This is a genomic window from Klebsiella sp. 141251, assembly GCF_050600725.1.
GTDB classification, from domain to species: domain Bacteria; phylum Pseudomonadota; class Gammaproteobacteria; order Enterobacterales; family Enterobacteriaceae; genus Klebsiella; species Klebsiella aerogenes.
This window is the reverse complement of the sequence record NZ_JAQIRG010000004.1, coordinates 163,082-187,055: the sequence shown is the minus strand read 5'-3', so window position 1 is coordinate 187,055 and position 23,974 is coordinate 163,082. Positions and strand designations below refer to the sequence as shown.

The following is a 23,974-nucleotide window of genomic DNA, read 5'->3' as shown; positions in this document are numbered from 1 at the left end:
ATTTGAGGGAAAGTGACGAAGTGGACGCAGCGATCCTGATTCCACTTCTCAGACGCGCGGCCATCGCTAAGCTGACCGCGCGTGACGTTCAGGGCGCCAGATAAACCTGCGGAATCGCCTTTTCCGGGTGCTGGCCGAGGCGCACGTCCGCGCCGTACCAGCGGCTAATGATTTCCTGCTGGATAACCTGATGCGGCGTGCCCTGCGCGACCACCTGTCCCTGGTGTAGCAGCAGAATCTGGTCGGCCCACAGGGCTGCGAGGTTGAGATCGTGCAGCACCACGCAGACATGCAGCTGGCCGGAAGCTGTCAGACGCTTGAGCAGGCGTAACAGATGTTGCTGGTAATAGAGATCCAGCGCCGAGGTGGGTTCATCCAGAAACAGCCAGCCCTGCGGCGCGCCGTTTTGCCACAGTTGGGCGAGGCAGCGGGCCAGCTGTACCCGCTGCTGCTCGCCGCCGGAAAGCGACGGATAGCCCCTGCCGCGCAAATGATCGCAGCCGGTTTCCGCCATAATATCGCGCAGAGTCTGCGGACTGGCGGTCGCTTCCCACGGCGAGCGCCCCATGGCGATAACCGTTTCCACCGTCCAGTCGGCCTGGAGTGGGGTGCGCTGCAACATCACCGCCCGGCGGCGCGAGAGCGCCTGCGACGACCAGCGCTCCAGCGTTTTGCCGTCCATTATGCGCTCGCCGCTGTCCGGGGTAAGGAAGCCGGTTAGCAGCCGCAGCAGGGTGGATTTGCCCGCGCCGTTCGGGCCGATCAGCGCGGTCATCTCGCCGCCGCGAAGCGTCAGCGAAACCTGGTCAATCACCTGTCGTTGGCCGAGCCGCAGCGACAGACCTTGCGCCCGATAGTCTTTATCCATGGATTGGTTTCTCCCGACGAAATATCAGCCACAGGAACCACGGCGCGCCCAACAGGCTGGTTAGCAGCCCCACTGGCATCTCCGCCGGCGCGGCGACGGTGCGTGCCAGGGTATCGGCAATCAGCAGCAGAATCGCGCCCGCCAGCAGCGAGCCGGGGATGAGACCCCGATGGTCCGCCCCCAGCCACATTCGCATCAGATGCGGCACCACCAGGCCGATAAAGCCGATGACGCCGCTTATCGCTACCGCCGCGGCGACCAGTACCGCGCTGCATAGCAACAGCAGCCGCTGCAGCGCCCGCACGTTAACGCCGAGATAGTGCGCCTCTTCATCGCCGAGTTGCAGCAGATTAAGTCGTGTTGCCATCCGCCACACCGCTATTGACGCCGGAATAATCAAGCTGGCCGCCACCAACAGCGTCGGCCATTCGGCCTGGCCCAGGCTACCCATCCCCCACAGCGACAGCTGGCGTAGCTGAGCATCGTTGCTTAGCCACGCCAGCACGCCGACCAGCGCCCCGCATAAGGCGTTGATGGCGATCCCCACCAGCAGCAGCCGCGACAGCGAACCGTCGCCTGCGCGGCTGAGGATAAAAATCACCACCATCACCGCCAGGCTGCCGATAAACGCCGCCAGCATCGGCATATACAGAGCTAACAACGCCGGCACGCTGAGCGGCAACACCAGCCAGCAGGCCACCGCCAGCGCCGCACCGCTGCTGATGCCCAGCAGCCCCGGGTCGGCGAGTGGGTTGCGAAACAGCCCCTGCATCACGCAGCCGGACAGCGCCAGTGCGGCGCCGACCAGCAGCGCCAGCAGCACCCGCGGCAGACGGATCGTCAGCCAGATATGGCGCAGGATTTCATCGCCGGAGGGCAGCAGGTTGATCAATGGCAATCGCATTGCGCCGAGGGTGGTGGCGTAAAGCGTCAAGGCGACCAGCAGCAGCGTCATCAACAGCAAATGGCGAACGAGGGCAGGGCGCATCAGGGCAACTGCTCCGCTTTTTGCCGCAGTTCGAGGATCGCCTGCGGCGTACGCGGGCCGAAGCCAAGCAGGGCCATATCGTCGATCGCCAGTAGCTGTTTATGGCGGCCAGCGGGCGTTTGCGCCAGACCGGGCAATTTCCATAACCCGCTTTCGCCGCCCATCCCCTTGAGACCATCGGCGGAAATCACCACCAGATCCGCCTGGCTTGCGGCCACCCCTTCCTGCGACATCGCGCGATAATGGTCGAAACCCTGCATCGCATTTTGCAGCCCGGCGGCGCGAATCGCGCCATCGGCGGCGGTGTGCTGCCCGGCCACCATGGTGTTCATCCCGCCGTGGCTGAGGATAAACAGTACCCGTTTGGCGATAGGGCGCGTGGGAAGGGCGGCTATCTGCTGCCGGACCTGCTGGCGCAGCACGTCGCCTGCCGGAGTTTTACCTAACGCTTCGGCGATAACGGCGATTTTGTTATCGATAGCGGCAAGGTTATCGCCGCCCGGCACGTTGACGACCTTAACCTGGTTTTCCTGCACTTTCTGCAGCACCAGCGACGGCTGCGCCTGCGCGCTGGCCAGTACCAGTTGCGGGCGTAAGGAGAGGATCCCCTCGGCGCTTAATTGCCGTAGATAGCCGACGTCCGGCAGCTTTTGCGCGGCGGCAGGCCAGGTGCTGGTGCTGTCCTTCGCTACCAGCTGCTGCCCGGCGTTCAGCGCGTAGACGATTTCGGTAACGTCGCCGCCGAGGGAAATCACCCGTTCGGCGGCCGCGCTGGCGAACAGCGGCAGTGCGGCAAGCAGTATTCCCCAACGTTTCATGCCGGCTGCCCTTCCGCGCACAGACGCGCCACCTGCGCGCGCCACTGTTCTTGCTCCGGGTGGCCTTCGCTGCGCTGGCCGTACAGCTGGGCGATTTGCGTACCGTCTTTGGCAAACAGTTCGACGCTGGTCACGTGGCCATCGGAGGTCGGTTTACGGGTGACCCAGATTTCATCCACGCTGTCTTCGCGCAGATGCAGGGTAAAGGCGCTGTTGAAGATGTTGATCCAGCCGCGCATCGGCGCCAGCTTTTCCAGCGCGCCGGTGAAGATCTGCACGCAGCCGCGGTTGCCGACGAAGATCATGATTTCATTGCCGTCCTGGCGCACCGTTTCCAGCAGTCCCGGCAGGGCGTTATTGTCGATGCGGCAGGCCAGATCGTCGCTCACCAGGCGGAAGGCCTGCTGACGGGAAAGATTGTGTTTACGCAGCAAACCGAAGAACTGGTGCACATCGGTCATCGCGCGCCACTCGTTTTCCAGCGCCGCGGCGTCGGCGGAGTCGGCGTACTTTACGCGGTCGGCCGGGCGAATCGTCAGCGCGCCGGGCGCCGTCTCGCTGAATTTGGCTACCAGCGTTTGCCATGCCGCCATATCGGTTTGCCCGGTGGCGTAAACCTTTAGCAGCGCATCGCCGTGCGGGTCAAAGAACTGGATGCTCTGGCGGCCGTTATCGTTGAGGTGGAACACGCTCGACCACTGGCTGAGGAACAGGCGCAGGTCGAGCGCCCGCGGGTTGAGCACCAGCCCGGCGTGGCCGCTCAGGTGTTGATGGGTAAATTCGCCGACCTGCTCGTGCACCGCGTATTCGTTGCGGCAGATGCATTTGGTTTCGCCGACGCTCTCCAGGGCGGCGATAATCGCCCGTACGTCGTCGTGTAGACGCACGGCATCGTGACCAACGCGCGCGGCGGTTAATTCGGCTTCGCTAATTCCCATCTCTGCGGCGATGTCGCGGGCATATTTGGCGGTGGAGCGGGCTTTGGTGGCCTGGTAGCGCTGCCACAGATCGTCGTGTGCGTTTTGCATAATCCACATCCTTCTCTACGATGAATATCCCCGGCCCGCGGGCCGGGGTGCAGGTTTGTTATTATTCGGGCGATCAGAAATCGATATTCACGCCCAGTTGCCAGGTCCTTCCGGGCATCACAGCCAGCGCTTTATCGTTGGCATCCTGATTAGTACTGGTCTCGATGTTGCGGCTGCTCAGGTAATCCCAGTATTTACGGTCGGTAATGTTGTAAACCCCGCCGTTGAGACGAACGTTCTTCGCCACCTGCCAGTAAGCGGTCCAGTCCAGCATGCCGTAGCCCGGCACGCGCATATATTCGGTGCTGGAGTCGGCGATGGCGGAGCCGGTGTTGTTGTAGCTCTCGCGGCTGGTGGCGGTGGCCTGTTTGCCCTTAACAAAGGTGGCGGTCAGCGCCGTACCGTAGCGCTTAGCCGGATCGTCCCACGCCACGCCGACGATCGCTTTCATCGGCGCGACGCTGTCGAGGTCGACGTATTTATCGCCGTAGTAGCTGGATTTCGATTTCCCTTCGCTATAGCCCCAGGCGAGGGTGGCGCTCAGGCCATCGACCTGCTCAAACCAGGTGCCGAAGTTAAACTTAGTGCTGATCTCGCCGCCGTAGATATAGGCTTTATCGCGGTTTTCCGCTTGATAAATGGTGTAAATATTCGACGGGACGTTAGTGAATTTGCCCGGATTGTTGGCGCGCGAATAACGCGTATAGGCGATAAAGTTCTTATAGCTGTTGTAGAACAGCGCGGTACGTACGGTGATGCCTTCGGTGACTTCGCCCTTGATACCCCATTCGATATTGTCGCTGGTCTCGGTTTTCAGATCGTTGTTGCCAATTAACGCGTACTGCTGGCTGCCGGCATAGCTGGAGCCCAGGTTCCACGAACCATACAGCTGGCTGGCATTCGGGAACTGCGCGCCGCGCTGGTACTGCAGATAGGTCATCAGTCGTGGCGTGATGTCGTACTGGAACGCCAGTGACGGCAGCACCTGGGTATCGCTGTTTTTACCATACAGATTCGCCACCGACGATTCGGTGAGCACGCTGCTGTTGGCGCTAAGATCGGACAGATCTTCCGGTTTAGTCGACTGATGCGTCACGCGTACGCCGGGAATAATCGCGAAATTGTGGCTATCGAGATCGAAGTTGATCTTATCCTGCACGTAGCCGCCGAGGGTGTAGCTGCGGCTGTCCGCTTCCGGCTGCATAATTTCGCTGTAGACGCTGGGGATCGGCGACTGGCTAAACGGCCGCTGGGTTTTGGTCGTGCTGGCATTAAAACCGGCGCTCAGGTCGTGACGGCCGATGCTTTTCGCGAGCGCGGTCTGCAGACCCCAGGTATCGGTATCGTAGTCTGAATTGACCGTCTGCATTTTGCGGGTGACGCTATCCGGCATCCAGGTCCAGTCGTGAGCCTCGGTATGCTGGTAGTAAACCTTGGTCGAGACGCTGTCGATGTAATCGTTCATCGGCGTCCAGTCGTCTTTCAGGCTCAACCCCCAGCGCCGCGTCTGGTTGGTTTGGTTGGCGGTACCGATCACGCTGTTACCGCTGGAGTCCCATGAGTCGAAGTGGCTGTGGTTGGTCTTGTGATAGTAGTCGAAGGTGCTGGTGAACTTATGTTCATCGTTCGGCTGCCAGATACCGGAGGCCATAAACGCGTCAGAGTGCCAGTTTGCCGGGTAAGCGTCGACGCTGCCGCTGTTGTTCTCGGTTTCCTGGCCATCGCGGCGGCTGTAGACGAAAATGCCGCGCAGCGTTTCATCGCCGCCGGCGACGGTGACGCCGTTATGCCAACTGCGGTCGGAAGAGTCGTAGCCGCTCTGGTAGCCAAAGGCGCTGGTTTTGTCCGGGCGCAGATAGTCATCCGCCGATTTCGGGCGGAAGGAGACGTTGCCGCCGATTGAGCTGTTAGCGGTCTCGGTTGAGGTGGCGCCCGACTGAATATCCACGCTGCCGTACATATAGGGGTCGATATAATCGCGGCCAATGCCAAAGGTGTTGAGGCCGGAACGGCCAACGTAGCCGCGGCCGGTGGCGTTCGGCTGGGCAATGCCGTCAACATCGATGCCGACGCGGTTGCTTTCAAGACCGCGGATGTTGTAGCCGGTATAGCCGCCGCGATCGAAACCGCTTTTACCGTTGCCGGAACCGCCGCTGGCGCCGGTGGCGCTGATGAGGGGTTCATAACGCATGATTGAACCGAAGTCGTTGGCGCCTTTGTCCTGCAGCTCCTGCGCGCTCACCGAGTGCTCGCTGCCGGCTTTCAGCTGTGGGGCCGGGGCGGTCACCACCATCTGTTCCGCGCTATCCGTCGTGTTATCCTGGGTCACGGCCGCGATAGCGGCATTCTGCGCGATTGCTGCGAGCAGAGAAGTCGCCAGCAGGCTTTTCTTACGCCATGCTGCTGATTGAGTCGATTTGTACATTAGTAGCCACGCCTTGATAATTATTAGTATCGGCTCACGCGTTACTTCCAGAGTGCAGGTTGGTCCGTGTTTTCCCTGGCGGACAGTGGTATTCCTGATTTAGTAATTGCGAATGGTAATAATAGGTATTATCGTTTGCAACAAAATAATCATCTATTCTGAATTTTGTTTACATTCGTGCGGAGGGGAGCAAGCCAACATGAGCCATAAAGCGATGATTACCATTCACTACTGTTCCCAATGCAACTGGATGCTGCGCGCCAGCTGGATGGCCCAGGAGCTGCTGCATACCTTTAGTACCGATATCGCTTCGGTCACGCTGGTGCCCGGTACCGGCGGCATTTTTACGGTGAGCGTCGATGAGGCGCTTATCTGGGAGCGCAAACGGGACGGCGGTTTCCCGGACGCTGCCGAGCTGAAACGGCGGGTGAGGGACGTCTGCTTCCCGGAAAAAGCGCTGGGGCACGTGGATAATGCCAGGAAGCAGGTCTAAAACGGCTGGCTGTGATTAACGTCCTAGCTCAACGTTGACCAGCACGCTTTGTCGGCGGGTGCGGATAATGGATACCGCCTCTTCCAGTACGCCGGGGAGATCTTCCGCCAACGAAACTGTCAGCGCAGCCGCGCGGCTGGAGGCGGCGAGGGCGGCGAAATCTGGCGACGACGAGAACGCGGTGGCCGGAATAGCTTCCATTTTGGCGGCATAGCCGTCGGGATAGAGCGCTTTGGTGCCGCCCGCTACCGCTCCCCAGCCGCCATTGTTGCCAACCACCACCAGTACGGGAAGCTTCATCACTTCCGCGATGTGGTGGCACACCGCCGGATTGGCAAAGAGATAGGAGCCGTCGCCCACGGCGGCGATGATAAGCTCACCCCGCCGGGCGAGCTGCAGCCCTAAGGCGATGGGCAACGCTTCACCCAGACCGCCCGCCAGCGCTTCCTGGTAATAACTGTCCGCCTGAATCAGGCCGGCAAACTGCGGCATTGTTGTCAGTTCGGAGACGATCTTCCCCTGATGTTGGTTGGCAAGCTGACCCAGGCAATAGCTCAGCCAGGGTTTGCCAATCGCTCCTTTTTGGCCGGCGTGGAGGAGGGCTTCACGTTGGTCCTTCGCGTGTTGTATCAGGCTAAGCACATGCTTTTCACGTTCAGCCACCTGCTGTTGCTTCGCCGCCACAAGCGGCTGGAGCGCCTCTTGTAAAAGTTCGAATACCTCGTCGGTTTCTCCGGCCAGATTGATATCGGCGCGATAGCCGCGGACGGGGTAGCGGGAAAAAAGCGGATCGGGGCCGATCTGGATCACCTTACAGCTTTCGTTGCAGCGGCTTTCTTCGATGATCCACGGGGCCTGTGAGTCGATAATGATGATGACGTCGGCGGCGGAAAGCCAGCCTTTGGGATCGCTGCCGGCCAGCATAGGATTGTCGCTGCTAAGGGTGACTTCAGTACCCCAATATTCCACCACCGGAATAGCCCACTCCTTAACCAGGGTATTGAGCCGCGCAAAGCCACCAGACGTTCTTGCGCCGCGCTGGGCGAAGATGACCGGCTGTCTGGCATTGGCTATCGCATCGGCGGCGCTGGCAATATCCGCCCGCGTTGGCGCATAGCGGACCGGCTGCTGGGTGGGGGAGGCATAAAGCGCTTGTTCATCGATGGTGAACGTTTCGCATAGCGGCTCGCGGGGCAGGCTCAAATACACCGGCCCCTTTGGCAATGAACGGGCTATCGCCCATGCTCTGTCAACATGCTCGCCGACCTGATCGGCAATGCGTAATTCGAAGTCCCATTTCACCGACTCACGAATGAGCGCCGCCTGATCGCGCATCTCCTGGCCGTAGCCAATCGGCGTGTTGCGACAACCAAAGTGTGAATGCTCGCTAATCGGCGTGCGTCCGCCAAAAATCAGCACCGGAATATTGCTGTTGGCCAGATTGATGACGCCGCAGGCGGCATTGGCCAGGCCTACGTTGGTGTGAACCATGACGGCCTGCACTTTCCCGCTCCCGAGATAATAGCCGTGGGCCATGCCGATGGCGGCGTTCTCGTGGGGACATATCACCAGCTCCGGTACCTGTTGTCCCGTGGCGCGCATTTTGGCCCACGCTTCAATAACCGGGGGATAATCGGTACCCGAATTAATAAAAATATAGGCCACGTCGAGGGCCTGAAGCCGGTGCAGTAATAATTCAGCGGCCGATACAGTGATAGAAGTCATATTCTCTCCGGATTAACGCGATGTTATCGCCGTGATTAAAAGGTCAGGAAAATAAATGCGCCCATCGTAATGATGGAAGTAATAATACTTAGCGCCATGGTCGAGGCCATTTCTTGCTCGCCGGACTTATATTGCATGGCGATAATAATGGCGATCGAACCCACAGGAATCGCCATCGTTAATACCACTTGTTTTATTTGCTCCATGCTGAAACCCATTTTTAACAAAATGAGGTAGCAGGCGCCGGGCACCAGAATATTACGAGCGATGACGGTAATAATGGTGGCTGAGGTGATGACAATGCTGCGAGTATAAAGCACGATGCCTGCGGCAAACAGCGCCAGTCCGCCGGAGGCCTTACCCAGCAGCCCTAGCGACATTGATACGGTTTCAGGAATATGAATATCCATTAATACTAATATCAGCGCGACAACCGGCGACCATACCACCGGCTGCTTGATGGCGTTGATCACCCGCGTGGTAAAAGAGATATTCTGGCTTTTATCCCCCGTTGCAACGGACATCAGAATCATCACCAGCGGAAGCTGGAAGACATTTTGCGTAATACTGGAAACAGTAATTAATGAGGCGCTGACGGTGCCGAATAAAAAAGCCAGTACCGAGGTGCCAATGAAGGGAACGGCCGGCGAGCCGATGGCCAGAGCCTGTAAAGTACTGAGCGCCAGGGAGCGTTTGCAGATATAACGGGCAATAACTAAAGGAATAACAAAACTCAGAATTAGCGCAAGGATAATGGCGATGGCGACAGGGCCCATGCTCATCACGATATGCCGCGGCGTCATGACCATATTACTGAAAATACTCAGTGGTAAAGCATACAGCATTACAATTTTATTAATATCACCAGCCTGTTGCCAATTGAAGTCTTTACGTTTACCGCTGATATAGCCAATGAGAACGGTAATGATAACGGGTAATATAGCGCCAAGAATTAATAGAATGTTGTTCTGTGTCATAGTGATGTATTCTCATTATAAATTATTGTTAGAGACAGAGTGTTGAACTATAAATATTGAGAATGATTCCCCCCTGGAAATTCGCCGCTGTTGCAATATTGATTTTCCTTGATTACTGCATTTTTGACGCAAAAAGAAGCGAGGGGGAAATGTAAAAACAATCCGTTCAATGAGTAATTGTCATGGCTATGAAAATTAAACAGATACAAGCCTTTCTGACCGTCGCCAGCGAAGGGAATATGACCCTGGCAGCGGAGAAAATGGGGATTACGCAATCCGGACTCAGCCGATTGTTGCTGTCCCTGGAAGAGGATCTGAATGCCACCTTATTTGAACGGCACAAGCATGGAATGGCGTTAAGCGAGTATGGCAGCGCGTTTTTACCCTATGCCATGACAATGTTGAACACGGAGAACAAGGCCAGAGAGGAGATGGCGCTGATCCGCGGAGCGGGCAAGGGGATTTTGAGAATCGGCTGCGTATCCAGCCTGTTAACCAGCCACTTTATTGATAAATTAGCCGCCTTTCATAAAAGCCATCCCCGGATACATATCAAAATCTTCGACCGCATTGACTCAGAGTTATTTAAACTGCTGCTGATGCATGAAATAGATATCGCCCTTTGCGGGCCCTTGCCCCACGACGATAAAATCGTGGTTCGCGGTAAAATTAACTGGCAGGACCGTATTTGTATCATTTCAAGGCCAGACCATCCGCTGCAAAAAGACAAGCGCCTGTCGCTTGCGGCGATGCTCGACTATCCGTGGATCATGCCGCCGCCGTTAAGCACGCCGATGCTTATCCTCGAAGATATTTTTCGCTCGCATCAGCTGCCCTGTCCGGTTCCGATTATCGAGTGCGCTTCATCCGCGGCGATAAAATCCTTTATCGCTGAGAGCGATCTTTTAACGTCAATGCCCGCCCCCGTCTATCGACTGGAAGAGAAGCTTGGATTGTTGCGCCCGCTGGAAGCGGAAGGCAGCGTGTTTGTCAGAGATTTCTATGCCTGGAGCCATTTTGGCGTGTTATCCGGAGCCGCGCTGCAGCTAATTCAGCATCTGAAGCAGTGAGATGCCCTGATAGATACAAAGGTGTATAATGAATGCATCTTATTAACTTGAGGCTGTGGCATGGGTAAGCGCATCGAACGTGAAAAAAAGACTATCAGCTGTATGATTCGGCTGTATCAACGCCGCTGCCCGGACGCCCGTGACGAGGATGAACATTACCAGGCGCTCAATACCTACGCCGATAAGCGCCTGGATAAGTGCGTATTTGGCGAAGAGAAGCCGGCCTGTAAACAGTGTCCGGTACACTGCTATCAACCGGCGAAGCGGGAAGAGATGAAGCAGATCATGCGCTGGGCCGGGCCGCGGATGCTCTGGCGGCATCCGATTCTGACCATTCGTCACCTGATTGACGACAGGCGGCCGGTGCCGGAGCTGCCGGAAAAATACCGGCCGAAAAAATAGCGGCCTTTCCCCGGCTTGCGCTGCGCTTCGCCGCTACCGGGGATCGCGGTTGAAGGAGCGTGGATACTGTTATCGGTTGGCAACTTTTTTAAGGGGTTTTCCCGGACGCGGCGCGTTGCGCCTTCTCCGGGCTACCAAATCGCACAGCGCTGTAGCCCCGGTAAGCGGCAGCGCCACCGGGGGTTTTGAGATCGCCAGCACCGGCAGTTTCAGCCAGCATGGTGAATAAATTAAAGGCAGGCCGCACGGACTGTAGGCCGGATAAGCGTAGCGCCATCCGACAATTCTCCCTGCTCGCGCTGCGTTTAGCAGGGCTACAGCTCCTGGCATTCATGCTGGCGTTAGCCGCTACCGGAGAGCGTTGCTGACGCCTTCTGTTTCTGACCGTCACGGATCGTGCTGGCGACAAAGGCCAGCACGAACAGCGCGGTAAACAGCACCACGATGGTTGGCGCCGGCGCGCTATCGAGATAAAACGACAGCCAGACGCCCGCCAGCGAACAGCCCACGGCGATTACCGTTGCCAGCAATAATGCGCTGACAAAGCGCCGCGTCAGCAGCAGAGCGATAGCGCCGGGCGCTATCAGCAGCGAAATCGACAGAATAATCCCCACCGACTTTAACGTCGCGACGATAGTCAGGGCGATCATGCACAGCAGGCCATAATGCAGCAGCCCGCAGCGCAGGCCGCTGGCTTTGGCCTGATTCGGATCAAAAGCGTGCAGTAAAAAATCGCGCCACTTTAGCCCGATAATCAGCGCAATCGCCAGCGCAATCACCGCCGTTTGCCCGATATCGCTGGCGGATATTCCCAGCATATCGCCAAACAGAATATGGTCGAGATGGACCTCGGATTGAATCGCCACGTACAGCACCAGCCCGGCGCCGAACATCCCCGAGAAGACGATCCCCATAATGGTATCGCGCTTGATACGGCTGTTATCGTCGAGAAAACCGGTGGCGACGGCGCAAAATAAGCCGGCAATAAACGCGCCGATGGCGAAGGGGATGCCGATAATGTAGGCCACCACCACGCCGGGGAACACCGCGTGGCTCATGGCATCACCCATCAGCGCCCAGCCTTTTAACACCAGAAATACCGACAGCAGTGCGCAGGGGACGGCGACGATCGTCGCCACCAGCATCGCGTTGACCATAAACGGAAACTGTAATGGTTCAAGGAGCATCGTTAGCATGAGGCCTCCCTGGCGCGGCGGCGGTTGGCCAGCAGGCCGTGCTTCGGCGCGAAGACAACGGTGGCTAAGAACAGCAGCGTCTGCGCCACCACGATGATGCCGCCGGTGGCACCATCAAGATAGTAGCTCAGCCACGCGCCGAAGAAGCTGGTCAGGCTGCCGATAGCGACGGCAATGGCCAGCAGACGCGGGAAGCGGTCGGTTAACAGCCAGGCGGTGGCGCCGGGCGTCACGACCAGACAGATGACCAGAAACGCGCCGACGGTTTGCAGCGCCGCCACGGTGCAGGCAGCCAACAGAGTGAAAAACAGCAGCTTCAGGCCGCTGGTGTTAAGGCCAATTGAGCGGGCATGGTTCTCATCGAAGAAGGTGACCATCAGGTCTTTCCACTTCAGCAACAGGATCGCCATCGAAATAAAGCCAATCGCCGCCAACTGGATAATATCCTCCGGAGCGATGGCGAGAATGTTGCCGAGAATAATGGTTTGAATGTTCATCGAGGTCGGATTCAGCGACACCATAAACAGGCCGATGCCGAAAAACGATGAGAAAATCAGCCCGATGATGGCGTCCTCTTTAAGCCGCGAACGCTGGTTAAGAAACAGCATGCTGCCTGCCGCCAGGCCGCCGGAGAGAAACGCGCCGAGCGCAAAGGGCAGGCCGAGCATATAAGCGCCGGCGACGCCGGGAACGATCGAGTGGGAGAGGGCGTCGCCAATCAGCGACCAGCCTTTGAGCATCAGGTAGCAGGAGAGAAAGGCGCAGACGCCGCCGACTAATGCCGAGACCCACATCGCGTTGAGCATGTATTGATAGCCAAACGGCTCCAGCAGCCAGCTCATCGTTGGCCCCCCGCCGCGCGATGGCTGATAAACGGCCGCTCATCGTCGGTAATAATGCGTTCTTCCGCACCGGTGAGTGTGACGTGACGCAACACGCCGCTGAAGGCCAGCTCCAGGTTCTCGGCGGTGAAGGTGGTCTCCGTCGGGCCGCTGGCCAGCACGGTGCCTTTCACCATCACCGTGTAATCGCAAAATTCGCTGACTGAACCGAGGTTATGGGTAGAGACCAGCATGGTACAGCCTTCGTCGCGCAGTTCTCGCAGCAGGGTGATGATCCGCGCCTCGGTCTGCACATCGACGCCGGTAAACGGCTCATCGAGCAGGATCACTTTGCCTTCCTGAGCAATGGCGCGGGCGAGGAACACGCGCTTTTTCTGCCCGCCGGAGAGCTCGCCAATTTGCCTTTCGCGGTATTCGCTCATCCCTACGCGGGCCAGCGCGGCATCGACAATCTGCCGGTCGCGGGGCTTCGCCCGCCGCAGCCAGCCCATATGACCATAGCGGCCCATCATTACTACATCTTCCACCAGCACAGGAAAGGACCAGTCCACCTCTTCCGATTGTGGTACGTAGGCGACAAGGTTTTGCCGTAGCGCGCGGTTGACCGGCTGGCCGAGAATGGCGATATCGCCGTGGCCGACGCGCACGAAGCCCATCAGCGCTTTGAACAACGTCGATTTACCGGAGCCGTTGACCCCCACCAGCGCGGCAATCGATCCGCGCGGTACGCTGAACGTTGCATCGCGCAGGGCGGTGTGGCCGTTGCGATAGGTCACCGTGACCTGGTCGACGATAAGTCCCGCTTGCGGCGCAATCATGACTGTTTCCTCAGGCCATCGTTGATCCCTTTGACGATGGTTTCGGTGGTGACGCGCAGCAGGTCAAGATAGGTCGGCACCGGGCCGTCGGCGGTACTCAGTGAGTCAACATACAGTACGCCGCCATAGTGGGCGCCGGCTTCACGGGCGACCTGTCGCGCCGGTTTGTCGGAGATGGTGCTTTCACTGAAGATGGTCGGGATATGCTCCTTCTTCATGGTGTCGATGGTTTTACGCACCTGCTGCGGCGTGCCCTGCTGGTCGGCGTTAATCGGCCACAGATAACGCTCCTGCAGGCCGTTATCGCGCGCCAGATAGGAAAATGCGCCTTCGCTGGTGACCAGCCAGCGTTTGTCTGCCGGCAGTTTCGCCAGTTCGGCCTTCAGCGGCGCCATGGTCTGGCGGATTTTATCTTTGTAGGCCTCGGCGTTACGGCGATAGGTGTCGGCATTGACGGGATCGTATTTCACCAGCGCATCGCGAATATTATCGACGTAGATCAGCGCATTATCCGCCGACATCCAGGCGTGCGGGTTGGGCTTGCCGTTGTAGGGGCCATCGCTGATGCCCATCGGCTGAATACCGTTGCTGACCACGACTTCCGGTACGCCGTTCAGGTGCTGATAAAAACGGGCGAACCACAGTTCGAGGTTGAGACCGTTGGCGAGAATAAGCTTCGCCCCCTGCGCGCGTTTGATATCGCCCGGCGTCGGCTGATATTCGTGAATTTCCGCGCCTGGTTTGGTGATTGAGCTGACGTCAGCGGCGTCGCCGGCGACGTTCTGCGCCATATCGGCGATCACGGTGAAGGTGGTAATGACTTTGAATTTTTCTTGCGCCTGAGCGGGGGCGATAGCAAGCAGCGCTAATGCGGCGGAGAACAACAGGTGCTTGAATGGCGGCAGATGCGGCATAGGATCCCTCACGGTATTGCGATTAATTAATCATCGTTTATAGCCTTTGCTATGTTATATAGCACAAGCTATTTATAAATGAAAATAATTCTTATTTAGATGTTGGGGTAATGATTAGGTTGAGAAGGATTTGGCAGGGAGGGGTAATCCGGGTTCGGTCCGGTATTCGATGGGTCGCTGCGTTATTTTGTCGGATGGCGCTACGCTTATCCGACCTACGGTCCATGCGCGATTTGGTAGCCCCGGTAAGCGTAAGCGCCACCGGGGAGAGCGCAAGCGGTTGTGCCGTTATTTTGTCGGATGGCGCTACGCTTATCCGACCTACGGTCCTGTGCGATTTGGTAGCCCGGAGAAGGCGCAATGCGCCGCCTCCGGGAAAATCCCTCCGCCATGAGAGACATATCGCCGGGCTAGACTAACCGATCCTTATTAATGCCTAAACGCTTCATGCGCGACAGCAGCGTCGTGCGCTTGAGCCCCAGGCGCTGGGCGGCGCCTTTTGGCCCGGCCACCACGCCGTTGCTCTCTTTCAATACCCGGACGATCAGCTGATATTCATCTTCGCCTTCCTCCGGCAGCACTTCCGGCGCCAGCGTCTCTTGTTCAATATGCATTTCCGGCAGCGACAGTTGCAGTACGTTGCCGCGGGTTAACAAAACCGCGCGCTCGACGACGTTTTCCAGCTCGCGCACGTTGCCCGGCCACTCCATGCGTGAAAGCGTGCGCAGGGTCTCCGCCGGAATACTGTCGATGTTGCGCCCCAGACGGCGGGCGATTTTGAAGGTGAACGCTTTCACCAGCAGCGGAATATCGTCCGGCCGTTCGCGCAGCGGCGGCAGGTGGATCGGGAACACATTGAGCCGATAGTAAAGATCGCTGCGGAATTCACGATCGATAACCATCTGTTTGAGATCGCGGTTGGTGGCGGCGATCAGCCGTACATCGGTCTGAATCAGTTTATTACTGCCCAGGCGTTCGAATTCCTGCTCCTGAAGAACGCGCAGCAGCTTCGGCTGCAGCTCCAGCGGCATATCGCCGACCTCATCGAGGAACAGCGAGCTTTTGTCCGCCAGTTCGAAACGGCCGATGCGCTGGGCGCTGGCGCCGGTAAAAGCGCCGCGCTCGTGGCCGAACAGATCGCTTTCCAGCAGGCCCGCGGGCATCGCCGCGCAGTTCATTTTCACCATCCGTCGGCCGTTGCGCCCGCTCAGGTTATGAATAGCGCGGGCAATCAGTTCCTTACCGGTGCCGGTTTCACCGAGGATCAACACCGTACTGTCACTCTGCGCCACCATTTCCACCTGCTTGAGCACGCTGTGCATCGCTTCGCTGCGACCGATGATTTCGCCAAACTCGCTTTCGACGTTGTTGAGCTGTTCGGTGAGCGCCAGGTTTTCATCCACCAGCCGTTCTTTCAGCCGCTGGATCTCGCGATAGGCGAGGGCGTTATCGATAGCTATCGACACGCGCTCGGCGATTTGCCGCAGCAGTTTAAGGTTGGTAGTGGTAAACACCTGCTCATCGCACTGCGCCAGCTTCAGCACCCCGAGCAGCGTATTGCCGGACATGAGCGGCAACAGGCACAGGGTCTGGATCTGGTTATCCCACATCTCGAAGAGCATTTTCTCATACGGCGCCAGCGAGTCGTGCTCATGCAGATTGAGCAACAGCATTTCTTTGCTCTTAAACACCCGCTCGGTTAGCGTGCCGGCTTCATCGACTTCGCTTTGGTCGTGGACCGGATGGCTGGCGTCGAGATAGTGGGTGGAGTAGATATTGAGCTTGCCTTTGCGGTTGCTGCGCAGCACCACGCTGATCGCGTCGATGCGGAAATAGCGGTGGATCTCTTTCGCCACCTCGCTGACCAGCTCGTCAATATCGAGGCGCGACAGGACGGCGTTGGTGATGGCCACCAGGATGCGGAAGTTATCGCGCTCGTGGCACAGCAGGTCGTAATCGACGTTGTTGCTGACCCGGTTTTGGATCTGCTCGGTGACGACGGCGACAATCTGCGCGAAAGTATGCAGGCGCTGGTACTCTTTTTCGCTCCATGGCCGGTTGTCGTCGCGGATGAACTCACAACCGCCGAAGATGCGGCCTTCTGCCGCCAGCGGCAGCAGGCAGTAGTAGCCGAATTCCGGGTAAATGCCGCTGGCGGCCAGCTGCGGCCAGGTTTCGGCGAAGGTCGCGTTGTCGCAATGTAGCGCGTCGGGGCGCGACAGCAGGCGGCGTACCGGGCCGTGAGCCAGTACGGTTTCATCTTCGTAGCTTGCCGGCTGCCCGGCGTCGTCGCAGGCGTACCTGGCGGCGCGATGGTTGCCGTGGTTCCACAAGATAATCGCCGCCCGGTCGGCAAGCGCGGATTGCTGCACCAGACGGGTTAGCGTTTCGCTCAGCGCGGCCAGATCGGGCTGCTGTAATAAAATACGGGTGATATCAAACAGACCCTGCTGCCCGAGATCGCCCATTGGTGTATACGACATTGCTTAAGTCCAAAAAGCGCCGCAGCGCGGCGCAGAATAAAGAGATGAATCAAATAATAGTCTGTTAATAAAACAATTGTTGCCGCTTTGACGTCGCCAGGATAAGGCGGCTGCCGCCCTCCGGCCGGTCAGTGGTTAGCAAATTCTCGGCAGCGGCTCGGCGTGGGGAAGATCGAGCGTGCGTTTAACGCCATATAACCCTACGGAGCGCACGCCGACGCGCTCGACAACGTCGCCAATTATCGCGGCATTCTGCCCGAGCGGGTGAGACCGTAAATGCTCAAGTACGCGCGGCGCGGCTTCTCTGGCGACGGCAATCACCAGTTTACCTTCGTTGGCGAAATTCAGGGCGTCGAGCCCCAGCAGTTCGCAAACGCCGCGCACCGTATCGTTGACCGGCAGCTTCGCTTCATGCAGCTCGATACCGCAGCCGCTGGCGGCGGCAAACTCGTGCGCCACCGCGTTGACGCCGCCGCGGGTGGCGTCGCGCAGCGCTTTGATGCCCGGAATCTCGCGCAGGGTCTGGATAAGCGGCGTCAGCACCGCGCAGTCGCTGGATAATGCGCCGTCCAGCCCCAGCTGTTCGCGCAGGTTAAGAATGGTGGCGCCGTGATCGCCGAGCGTGCCGCTGACCAGCAGCACATCGCCGGCGCTAATCTGCTGCGCTCCCCAGTGAATATCGCCGGGGATGGCGCCAATACCGGCGGTATTGATGAATATTTTATCTGCCGCGCCGCGCGGCACCACTTTGGTATCGCCGGTCACAATGGCAATTCCAGCTTGCTGAGCGGTAGTTGCCATGCTGCGCACCACCGCTTCCAGCGTCGCCATCTCCAGCCCCTCTTCGAGAATAAACCCGCAGGAGAGATAGCGTGGCACGGCGCCGCTGACCGCGACGTCGTTGGCGGTGCCGCAAATTGCCAGTTTGCCGATATCGCCGCCGGGGAAAAATAACGGATCAATGACGTAGCTGTCCGTTGAGAAGGCCAGCCGATCGCCCTGGGCGGCAAGCCCGGCGAGATCTAAACGCGCCTGATCTTCCTGTTCGGCCAGCCAGGGGTTGGCGAAGGCCTGCATAAACAGCTCGCCAATGAGTTGCTGCATCGCCTGACCGCCGCTACCGTGAGCTAACTGAATGCTTTTCATGCTTTATTTTCCTGACTGCGATATTGATACCAGGCGGCGCAGGCGCCCTCTGAGGAGACCATCAGCGCGCCAAAGGCGCTCTGCGGGTTGCAGACGCGACCAAACAGCGGGCACTGGTGTGGTTTACAACGCCCGGTCAGCACTTCACCGCAGCGGGCGCGCGGGTCGTCGCAAACGCGCTGCGGCGCCGGGCGGAAATGGGCCTCGGCGTCAAAGCGTTGATAATCTGGCGTCAGGCAAACGCCGGAATCGTTGATCGTCCCCAGGCCGCGCCATTCGCTATCGCCGCTCAGGCAAAAGACCTCGGCGATTGCCGCCTGCGCCAGCGCGTTACCGGCATCCGGCACCACGCGACGGTACTGATTCTCTACCTGACTGCGCTGCGCTATTTTCTGCTCAACCAGCATGATCACGCCTTGCAGTAGATCAAGTGGTTCAAATCCAGCAACGACTAATGGCCGATGATAGTCGCTGGCGATGAAACCGTAGGCGTCGGTGCCAATCACCATACTGACGTGGCCGGGGGCGAGAAACGCATCGATACCGTTGTCCGGCTGGTCCAGCAGGCTGCGTAGCGTCGGCAGTAAGGTGATGTGCTGACAGAAAAAGTAGAAGTTGTCGACGTTGCGCTCGCGGGCCTGACGCAGCGTCAGCGCGGTGGCGGGCATAGTGGTTTCGAAACCGAGACCAAAAAAAACCACCTCGCGCTGCGGATTCTGCTGCGCCAGCCGCAGGGCGTCCATCGGCGAGTAAACGATTCGCACATCGGCGCCGCGACTCTTCGCCTGCAGCAGCGACCCGTTTTTTCCCGGCACGCGCATCGCATCGCCAAAGGTGCAGAAAATCACCTCCGGGCGGCTGGCTATCTCGATACACGCGTCAATGCGGCCCATCGGCAGGACGCACACCGGGCAGCCGGGGCCGTGAATAAATTCAATATTCTTCGGTAATAGCTGGTCGAGGCCGAATTTAAAGATGGCGTGGGTATGACCGCCGCAGACCTCCATCATCCGCAGCGGGCGGGCTTCACTATAGTCCAGCAGCCGGGCGCGTTGCTGCAGATGTTCGACCAGCTGCAGCACCTGCTCCGGCGCGCGGTACTCATCAACAAAACGCATTATCGCTCCTCGCCGTATAGCAACGCGCCTACGTCCGGTTCAACCTCGAACATGTTTTGCAGCGCGTCGAGGGTATCGCGCGCTTCGGCTTCGTTAATCACGCTCATGGCGAACCCGACGTGTACCAGCACCCACTGGCCGATGCGCGGCTGGCCCTGCTCGTCGACGGCGCCGACCAGCGTCAGATCGACTTCGCGCTGAATGCCACACACTTCAACCTTCGCCATCACGCCGTCAATCGTGCGAATTTGCCCCGGAATGCCTATGCACATCGCTGCGTCTCCAGCCAGTTGAGCCACTGGTCCATGCCTTCGCCGCTGGTGGCGGAGAGCAAAATAATCTCGATATGCGGATTCACTTCCCGCGCGCAGGCGAGGCACTTCTCGACGTCAAAGTTGAGGTACGGCAGCAGGTCGACTTTGTTGAGCAGCATCAGGCTGGCGGCGGCAAACATATGCGGATACTTCAGCGGTTTATCTTCCCCTTCGGTGACCGACAGCACCGCCACTTTATGACGTTCGCCAAGGTCGAAGCTGGCCGGGCAGACCAGGTTGCCGACGTTTTCGATAAACAGAATGCTGTTATCGCCAGCCGGCAGACGCGCAGAGGCGTCGGCAATCATTTGCGCATCGAGATGGCAGCCCTTGCCGGTATTGACCTGAATCGCCGGCGTGCCGGTGGCGCGGATACGCGCGGCATCGTTGACCGTCTGCTGATCGCCTTCAATGACCGCGCAGTCGACGATGCCTTTTAGGCGGGTCAGGGTTTCGGTGAGCAGGGTGGTTTTACCGGAGCCGGGGCTGGAGACCAGATTCAGCACCAGTTGATTGTTCGCCGCGAAGCGCGCGCGGTTGCGCGCCGCCAGGCGATTGTTTTTATCCAGCACGTCGATTTCGACTTCCAGCATCCGCCGCTGGCTTTGCCCCGGCGCGTGGGTACCCGCTTCGCCGTGGCCGTAATGCAGATCGCCTTGCGCGCTGCGGGTCGGGGCAAAGTTATCGATTTTCACGCCGGTGATGGTCATGGTCTGGCGCGGGGCGGGGGCGAAGGGGGCGCTGCGAAACGCCGAGTGCGGGTTATGTTCATCGCCTTCGATATAAAGGTTGCCTTCTCCGCAGCCGCATGTCGTACACATAATCTTTTACTCCAATTCTAAGCGCTGAATCTGTAAGCCATCATCCGCCACGATCTGCAACTGGTCGTTATCGCAGTGCGGGCAGCGGCGGACGTGCTGAGAGACAAGATGCACATACTGCTGACAGCGTTCACACCAGCATTCGGCCTGTTGTTCGGCAATGTGCAGCGCGCAGCCTTCCGCCAGCGTGCCGCGGCACACCAGTTCAAAACAGAAGGTGAGGGCGCTGGCCTCCACGCAGGAAAACGCGCCGACCTTCAGCCACACGCCAGTGACCCGGCGCGCGCCGTTTTGCCGCGCCTGTTGCTCAATAATTTCCAGCGCCCGCTGGCTTAGCGTGATTTCGTGCATGTTGGCCTCCGTTAATACTATGGCGGCTATATGCAATAACGATGCCAGGAGACCATAAACGGCGGGGGAACTGTCGATGACGACGACGTGCGGCTGTCATCGACATGTCGTGATGGCGCGCGAGTTTTTAATAATTCCTTTAGATTCAAATAAATAAATTTTGGCATGGAAAATGCTTAACCGGTGCATCTCATGTAACGGGAGGATCCGGGATGACAATTTGGGAATTAAGTGAAAAGGCGGACTACATCGCCGATCGTCACCGCCAGCATCAGGAGCAGTGGCACACCTACTGCAACTCGCTGGTTCAGGGCATCACCCTGTCGAAAGCGCGTCTGCATCACGCGATGAGCTGCGCGCCGGACAAAGAGCTGTGCTTCGTGCTGTTCGGCCACTTTCAGGTATATGTCGCGCTGGCGGAAGGCTTTAACAGCCACACCATCGAATACTACGTAGAAAGCAAAAATGGCGATGACAAACGGCTGATCGCCCAGGCGACGCTGGATGCGGAAGGCGTAATTGACGGTCGCATCAGTAACCGTTCCCGCGAAGCGGTGCTGGAACACTACCTGGCGATCATCGCCACCGTCTATGACCGCCTGTATGAGGCCATGGAGCGTGACCAGCCGGTGGATTTAAACCATCTGGCGCAGGTCCATTAATTGTGAAGTGTCGACAAGTGTCGAAACCGACACCTGCGCGGCCTGATTTCGTCAAAAGTGACTTTCACCCGAGGATGACCCGGTGAACCGTTTTGTAATTGCTGATTCCAGCGTCTGTATTGGCTGCCGCACCTGCGAAGCCGCCTGTTCCGAGACGCACCGCCAGTATGGCCTGCAAAGTATGCCGCGCCTGCAGGTCATGCGTAATGAAAAAGAGTCTGCGCCGCAGATGTGCCACCACTGCGAAGACGCGCCCTGCGCCGCGGTGTGCCCGGTCAACGCCATTACTCGCGTTGACGGCGCGGTACAGCTCAATGAAAGCCTGTGCGTGAGCTGCAAACTGTGCGGCATCGCCTGCCCGTTCGGCGCGATTGAATTCTCCGGCAGCCGCCCGTTGGATATTCCCGCCAACGCTAACACGCCGATGGCGCCCGCCGCGCCGCCGGCTCCGGCCCGCGTCAGCTCGCTGCTCGACTGGGTGCCTGGCGTTCGCGCTATCGCCGTGAAATGCGACCTCTGCCACTTTGATGAGCAGGGCCCGGCCTGCGTGCGGACCTGCCCGACCAAAGCCTTACTGCTGGTGGATATTCGCGATATTGCTAAGTCCAGCAAGCGTAAGCGCGAACTGACCTTTAATACCGACCTCGGCGATTTGTCGCTGTTTCAGGCGCAACAAGGGGGCGTGAAATGAGCGTGGTTGCATTAGTGAATCAGGCGGTTGCCTGGTATGCCGCCAGCGCGGTGCTGGCGTTTTTGTTTAGTCTGCGTAAACCGCTGAGCGGCGCGATTGCCGGGATCGGCGGCGCGGTCGCCAGCGCGATGTTAATCGTCGCCGGCTTCTCGGCGCTGATCGCGCCGGAGCGGATCAACGGCGGCATGCTGCAGTATCTGCATCTGGCGATGCGGGTGGGCGGGATTAACGCTCTGTGGCTGTTGGCCATCGGCCTGTCGGCGCTGCCGATTTCGCTGTTTAACATTTCCTGGCATCGTCATCCGCAGGTCAAATCGAATGGCCTGCTGGTTAACCTGCTGCTGGCTGCCGCCACCTGCGCGGTGGTGGTGACTAACTTCGGCAGCCTGGTGGTGATGGCGGAAATCATGGCGCTGTGCGCCGCGTTTCTCACCGGTTGCGCACAGTCCGGCAAACTGTGGTTTGCGCTGGGGCGTCTCGGTACCCTGCTGCTGGCGTGGACCTGCTGGCTGGTGTGGTCGTTCTACGGCACTCTCGATCTGGCGGCGATTAGCCAGTTGGCCGCCGGCGCGCCGCAGAACATGGCGCTGTGGCTGCCGGGTCTGCTCGGTTTTGCCCTGCTCGCCGGGGTGATCCCGCTGCACGGCTGGGCGCCGCAGGCGCATGCGGGCGCCAGCGCCCCGGCCGCCGCGCTGTTTTCAACGGTGGTGATGAAGGTCGGTCTGTACGGGATCCTGACCGTGTCGCTGGCCGGTAGCGTACCGCCGCTGTGGTGGGGCGTGCTGCTGCTGGTGCTGGGGATGATTACCGCCTTTATCGGCGGGCTGTACGCGCTGATGGAACATAACATCCAGCGCCTGCTGGCTTACCACACTCTGGAAAACATCGGCATTATTCTGCTTGGCCTCGGCGCCTTCGTCACCGGTATTGCCACCGGCAACAATGCGCTGATGGTGCTGGGCTTTATCGGCGGCATGTACCACCTGATCAACCACAGCCTGTTCAAAACCACGCTGTTCCTTGGCGCGGGGGCGGTGTGGTTCCGTACCGGGCATCGCGATATCGAGAAGCTGGGCGGCATCGGTAAAAAAATGCCGCTGATTTCACTCGCCATGCTGGTGGGGCTGATGGCGATGGCCGCGCTGCCGCCGCTGAACGGCTTTGCCGGCGAATGGGTTATCTATCAATCCTTCTTCAAGCTGAGCACCGGCGAGGCGTTTATCGGCCGTCTGCTGGGGCCGCTGCTGGCGGTTGGCCTGGCGATTACCGGGGCGCTGGCGGTGATGTGTATGGCCAAAGTCTACGGTGTCACCTTCCTTGGCGCGCCGCGCAGTCAAGAGGCGGAAAACGCCACCTGCGCGCCCTGGCTGATGACCTTAAGCGTGGTGCTGGCCGCCGCGTGCTGCGTCATCGGCGGCGTGGCGGCGCCGTGGCTGTTGCCGCTGGTCGGCCACGTCATTCCGGTTCCGGCGCAGACCACAAGCGTCGTATCGCAGCCGCTGATCGCCATTCTGCTGATTGCCTGTCCGCTGCTGCCGTTCCTGCTGATGATCTTCTTCAAAGGCGACCGCCTGCCGGCGCGCTCGCGCGGCGCGGCGTGGGTCTGCGGCTACGATCATGAACAAGCGATGGTGGTCACCGCCCACGGCTTCGCCATGCCGGTGAAAGAAGCCTTTGCGCCGCTGCTGAAGCTGCGTCACTGGTTGAATCCGGTACGGCTGGTGCCCGGCTGGCAGAACGCCGCCGCGCCCGCGTTGCTGCGCGGCGTGGCGCTGATCGAGCTGGCGGTACTGGTGGTGATTGTGATTTCGCGAGGAGCCTGAG

General features: G+C 59.1%; 23 protein-coding genes. 6 read left to right on the top strand and 17 right to left on the bottom strand.

Translation table 11 applies throughout. The annotated features are described in order from the left end of the window. Positions 1-88: 88 nt before the first annotated feature. The 5 genes from PGR09_RS11245 to PGR09_RS11225 all read right to left on the bottom strand — a co-directional run bounded on the left by PGR09_RS11245 (position 89) and on the right by PGR09_RS11225 (position 6,127). Complete coding sequence (locus PGR09_RS11245) at positions 89-868, bottom strand: heme ABC transporter ATP-binding protein (RefSeq protein ID WP_430916152.1); 780 nt, start codon at positions 866-868, stop codon at positions 89-91. Continuing rightward, positions 861-1,856, bottom strand: a complete 996-nt coding sequence (locus PGR09_RS11240; RefSeq protein ID WP_047078991.1) for a FecCD family ABC transporter permease — start codon at positions 1,854-1,856, stop codon at positions 861-863. Before PGR09_RS11240 ends, PGR09_RS11245 begins: the two co-directional genes overlap by 8 nt. Next, on the bottom strand, positions 1,856-2,674 hold the full coding sequence (locus PGR09_RS11235) for a heme/hemin ABC transporter substrate-binding protein (RefSeq protein ID WP_047078992.1): 819 nt from the start codon (positions 2,672-2,674) through the stop codon (positions 1,856-1,858). The genes PGR09_RS11240 and PGR09_RS11235 overlap by 1 nt, the downstream gene beginning before the upstream one ends. After that, positions 2,671-3,702 (bottom strand): hemin-degrading factor, encoded by a 1,032-nt coding sequence (locus PGR09_RS11230; RefSeq protein WP_348876975.1) that lies wholly within the window; start codon positions 3,700-3,702, stop codon positions 2,671-2,673. The genes PGR09_RS11235 and PGR09_RS11230 overlap by 4 nt, the downstream gene beginning before the upstream one ends. Positions 3,703-3,775: 73 nt before the next feature. Next, positions 3,776-6,127, bottom strand: a complete 2,352-nt coding sequence (locus tag PGR09_RS11225; protein WP_047078994.1) for a TonB-dependent receptor domain-containing protein — start codon at positions 6,125-6,127, stop codon at positions 3,776-3,778. 199 nt (positions 6,128-6,326) lie between these two features. Here PGR09_RS11225 and PGR09_RS11220 point away from each other — a divergent pair, with 199 nt between their 5' ends. Beyond that, on the top strand, positions 6,327-6,620 hold the full coding sequence (locus tag PGR09_RS11220) for a SelT/SelW/SelH family protein (RefSeq protein ID WP_047044309.1): 294 nt from the start codon (positions 6,327-6,329) through the stop codon (positions 6,618-6,620). Between the two features lie 15 nt (positions 6,621-6,635). Here PGR09_RS11220 and PGR09_RS11215 read toward each other — a convergent pair whose 3' ends face one another. Beyond that, on the bottom strand, positions 6,636-8,345 hold the full coding sequence (locus PGR09_RS11215; RefSeq protein ID WP_396279462.1) for a thiamine pyrophosphate-requiring protein: 1,710 nt from the start codon (positions 8,343-8,345) through the stop codon (positions 6,636-6,638). A gap of 35 nt (positions 8,346-8,380) precedes the next feature. Next, positions 8,381-9,322, bottom strand: a complete 942-nt coding sequence (locus PGR09_RS11210) for an AEC family transporter (protein WP_045395364.1) — start codon at positions 9,320-9,322, stop codon at positions 8,381-8,383. A gap of 182 nt (positions 9,323-9,504) precedes the next feature. Here PGR09_RS11210 and PGR09_RS11205 point away from each other — a divergent pair, with 182 nt between their 5' ends. Together PGR09_RS11205 and PGR09_RS11200 are read left to right on the top strand one after the other, a co-directional pair. Further along, complete coding sequence (locus PGR09_RS11205; RefSeq protein WP_045395366.1) at positions 9,505-10,392, top strand: LysR family transcriptional regulator; 888 nt, start codon at positions 9,505-9,507, stop codon at positions 10,390-10,392. Between the two features lie 60 nt (positions 10,393-10,452). Next, positions 10,453-10,794 carry a nitrous oxide-stimulated promoter family protein gene (locus PGR09_RS11200; RefSeq protein ID WP_063416281.1) on the top strand — a complete coding sequence of 114 codons (342 nt, stop codon included), beginning with the start codon at positions 10,453-10,455 and terminating at the stop codon, positions 10,792-10,794. 341 nt (positions 10,795-11,135) lie between these two features. Here the strand turns inward: PGR09_RS11200 and PGR09_RS11195 are convergent, their stop codons facing one another. From PGR09_RS11195 to hypA, 10 genes are all read right to left on the bottom strand, one after another. After that, entirely contained in the window at positions 11,136-11,990 is an 855-nt protein-coding gene (locus PGR09_RS11195) for a metal ABC transporter permease (RefSeq protein ID WP_045395370.1), read from the bottom strand. Further along, entirely contained in the window at positions 11,984-12,832 is an 849-nt protein-coding gene (sitC, locus tag PGR09_RS11190) for an iron/manganese ABC transporter permease subunit SitC (RefSeq protein ID WP_430916151.1), read from the bottom strand. The genes PGR09_RS11195 and sitC overlap by 7 nt, the downstream gene beginning before the upstream one ends. Next, complete coding sequence (locus PGR09_RS11185) at positions 12,829-13,650, bottom strand: manganese/iron ABC transporter ATP-binding protein (RefSeq protein ID WP_045395371.1); 822 nt, start codon at positions 13,648-13,650, stop codon at positions 12,829-12,831. Before PGR09_RS11185 ends, sitC begins: the two co-directional genes overlap by 4 nt. Then, positions 13,647-14,564, bottom strand: a complete 918-nt coding sequence (locus tag PGR09_RS11180) for a metal ABC transporter substrate-binding protein (protein ID WP_063416277.1) — start codon at positions 14,562-14,564, stop codon at positions 13,647-13,649. The genes PGR09_RS11185 and PGR09_RS11180 overlap by 4 nt, the downstream gene beginning before the upstream one ends. Positions 14,565-14,974: 410 nt before the next feature. Continuing rightward, on the bottom strand, positions 14,975-17,047 hold the full coding sequence (flhA, locus tag PGR09_RS11175) for a formate hydrogenlyase transcriptional activator FlhA (RefSeq protein WP_045377386.1): 2,073 nt from the start codon (positions 17,045-17,047) through the stop codon (positions 14,975-14,977). Between the two features lie 135 nt (positions 17,048-17,182). Then, complete coding sequence (gene hypE / locus PGR09_RS11170) at positions 17,183-18,193, bottom strand: hydrogenase expression/formation protein HypE (RefSeq protein WP_289578205.1); 1,011 nt, start codon at positions 18,191-18,193, stop codon at positions 17,183-17,185. Next, positions 18,190-19,311 carry a hydrogenase formation protein HypD gene (hypD, locus tag PGR09_RS11165; protein ID WP_047044106.1) on the bottom strand — a complete coding sequence of 374 codons (1,122 nt, stop codon included), beginning with the start codon at positions 19,309-19,311 and terminating at the stop codon, positions 18,190-18,192. The genes hypE and hypD overlap by 4 nt, the downstream gene beginning before the upstream one ends. Further along, positions 19,311-19,583, bottom strand: a complete 273-nt coding sequence (locus PGR09_RS11160) for a HypC/HybG/HupF family hydrogenase formation chaperone (protein ID WP_015370021.1) — start codon at positions 19,581-19,583, stop codon at positions 19,311-19,313. Before PGR09_RS11160 ends, hypD begins: the two co-directional genes overlap by 1 nt. Beyond that, a complete protein-coding gene (gene hypB / locus PGR09_RS11155; RefSeq protein ID WP_430916150.1) occupies positions 19,574-20,446 on the bottom strand; it encodes a hydrogenase nickel incorporation protein HypB in 873 nt (290 codons plus the stop codon). The genes PGR09_RS11160 and hypB overlap by 10 nt, the downstream gene beginning before the upstream one ends. A gap of 6 nt (positions 20,447-20,452) precedes the next feature. Continuing rightward, on the bottom strand, positions 20,453-20,797 hold the full coding sequence (hypA, locus tag PGR09_RS11150) for a hydrogenase maturation nickel metallochaperone HypA (RefSeq protein ID WP_015370023.1): 345 nt from the start codon (positions 20,795-20,797) through the stop codon (positions 20,453-20,455). 212 nt (positions 20,798-21,009) lie between these two features. Between hypA and hycA the strand changes: the two genes are divergently transcribed. From hycA to hycC, 3 genes are all read left to right on the top strand, one after another. Next, on the top strand, positions 21,010-21,459 hold the full coding sequence (gene hycA / locus PGR09_RS11145) for a formate hydrogenlyase regulator HycA (RefSeq protein ID WP_015703262.1): 450 nt from the start codon (positions 21,010-21,012) through the stop codon (positions 21,457-21,459). Between the two features lie 82 nt (positions 21,460-21,541). Beyond that, complete coding sequence (locus PGR09_RS11140; protein WP_047044110.1) at positions 21,542-22,150, top strand: 4Fe-4S dicluster domain-containing protein; 609 nt, start codon at positions 21,542-21,544, stop codon at positions 22,148-22,150. After that, a complete protein-coding gene (hycC, locus tag PGR09_RS11135) occupies positions 22,147-23,973 on the top strand; it encodes a formate hydrogenlyase subunit 3 (protein WP_320482820.1) in 1,827 nt (608 codons plus the stop codon). Before PGR09_RS11140 ends, hycC begins: the two co-directional genes overlap by 4 nt. The last annotated feature ends 1 nt before the right edge of the window (position 23,974 follow it).

What these genes read in the sequence shown, in the direction of transcription:
- PGR09_RS11245 (WP_430916152.1), bottom strand. Translation starts at nt 868, where the DNA reads ATGGATAAAGACTATCGGGCGCAAGGTCTGTCGCTGCGGCTCGGCCAA.
- PGR09_RS11240 (WP_047078991.1), bottom strand. Translation starts at nt 1,856, where the DNA reads ATGCGCCCTGCCCTCGTTCGCCATTTGCTGTTGATGACGCTGCTGCTG.
- PGR09_RS11235 (WP_047078992.1), bottom strand. Translation starts at nt 2,674, where the DNA reads ATGAAACGTTGGGGAATACTGCTTGCCGCACTGCCGCTGTTCGCCAGC.
- PGR09_RS11230 (WP_348876975.1), bottom strand. Translation starts at nt 3,702, where the DNA reads ATGCAAAACGCACACGACGATCTGTGGCAGCGCTACCAGGCCACCAAA.
- PGR09_RS11225 (WP_047078994.1), bottom strand. Translation starts at nt 6,127, where the DNA reads ATGTACAAATCGACTCAATCAGCAGCATGGCGTAAGAAAAGCCTGCTG.
- PGR09_RS11220 (WP_047044309.1), top strand. Translation starts at nt 6,327, where the DNA reads ATGAGCCATAAAGCGATGATTACCATTCACTACTGTTCCCAATGCAAC.
- PGR09_RS11215 (WP_396279462.1), bottom strand. Translation starts at nt 8,345, where the DNA reads ATGACTTCTATCACTGTATCGGCCGCTGAATTATTACTGCACCGGCTT.
- PGR09_RS11210 (WP_045395364.1), bottom strand. Translation starts at nt 9,322, where the DNA reads ATGACACAGAACAACATTCTATTAATTCTTGGCGCTATATTACCCGTT.
- PGR09_RS11205 (WP_045395366.1), top strand. Translation starts at nt 9,505, where the DNA reads ATGGCTATGAAAATTAAACAGATACAAGCCTTTCTGACCGTCGCCAGC.
- PGR09_RS11200 (WP_063416281.1), top strand. Translation starts at nt 10,453, where the DNA reads ATGGGTAAGCGCATCGAACGTGAAAAAAAGACTATCAGCTGTATGATT.
- PGR09_RS11195 (WP_045395370.1), bottom strand. Translation starts at nt 11,990, where the DNA reads ATGCTAACGATGCTCCTTGAACCATTACAGTTTCCGTTTATGGTCAAC.
- sitC (WP_430916151.1), bottom strand. Translation starts at nt 12,832, where the DNA reads ATGAGCTGGCTGCTGGAGCCGTTTGGCTATCAATACATGCTCAACGCG.
- PGR09_RS11185 (WP_045395371.1), bottom strand. Translation starts at nt 13,650, where the DNA reads ATGATTGCGCCGCAAGCGGGACTTATCGTCGACCAGGTCACGGTGACC.
- PGR09_RS11180 (WP_063416277.1), bottom strand. Translation starts at nt 14,564, where the DNA reads ATGCCGCATCTGCCGCCATTCAAGCACCTGTTGTTCTCCGCCGCATTA.
- flhA (WP_045377386.1), bottom strand. Translation starts at nt 17,047, where the DNA reads ATGTCGTATACACCAATGGGCGATCTCGGGCAGCAGGGTCTGTTTGAT.
- hypE (WP_289578205.1), bottom strand. Translation starts at nt 18,193, where the DNA reads ATGAAAAGCATTCAGTTAGCTCACGGTAGCGGCGGTCAGGCGATGCAG.
- hypD (WP_047044106.1), bottom strand. Translation starts at nt 19,311, where the DNA reads ATGCGTTTTGTTGATGAGTACCGCGCGCCGGAGCAGGTGCTGCAGCTG.
- PGR09_RS11160 (WP_015370021.1), bottom strand. Translation starts at nt 19,583, where the DNA reads ATGTGCATAGGCATTCCGGGGCAAATTCGCACGATTGACGGCGTGATG.
- hypB (WP_430916150.1), bottom strand. Translation starts at nt 20,446, where the DNA reads ATGTGTACGACATGCGGCTGCGGAGAAGGCAACCTTTATATCGAAGGC.
- hypA (WP_015370023.1), bottom strand. Translation starts at nt 20,797, where the DNA reads ATGCACGAAATCACGCTAAGCCAGCGGGCGCTGGAAATTATTGAGCAA.
- hycA (WP_015703262.1), top strand. Translation starts at nt 21,010, where the DNA reads ATGACAATTTGGGAATTAAGTGAAAAGGCGGACTACATCGCCGATCGT.
- hycC (WP_320482820.1), top strand. Translation starts at nt 22,147, where the DNA reads ATGAGCGTGGTTGCATTAGTGAATCAGGCGGTTGCCTGGTATGCCGCC.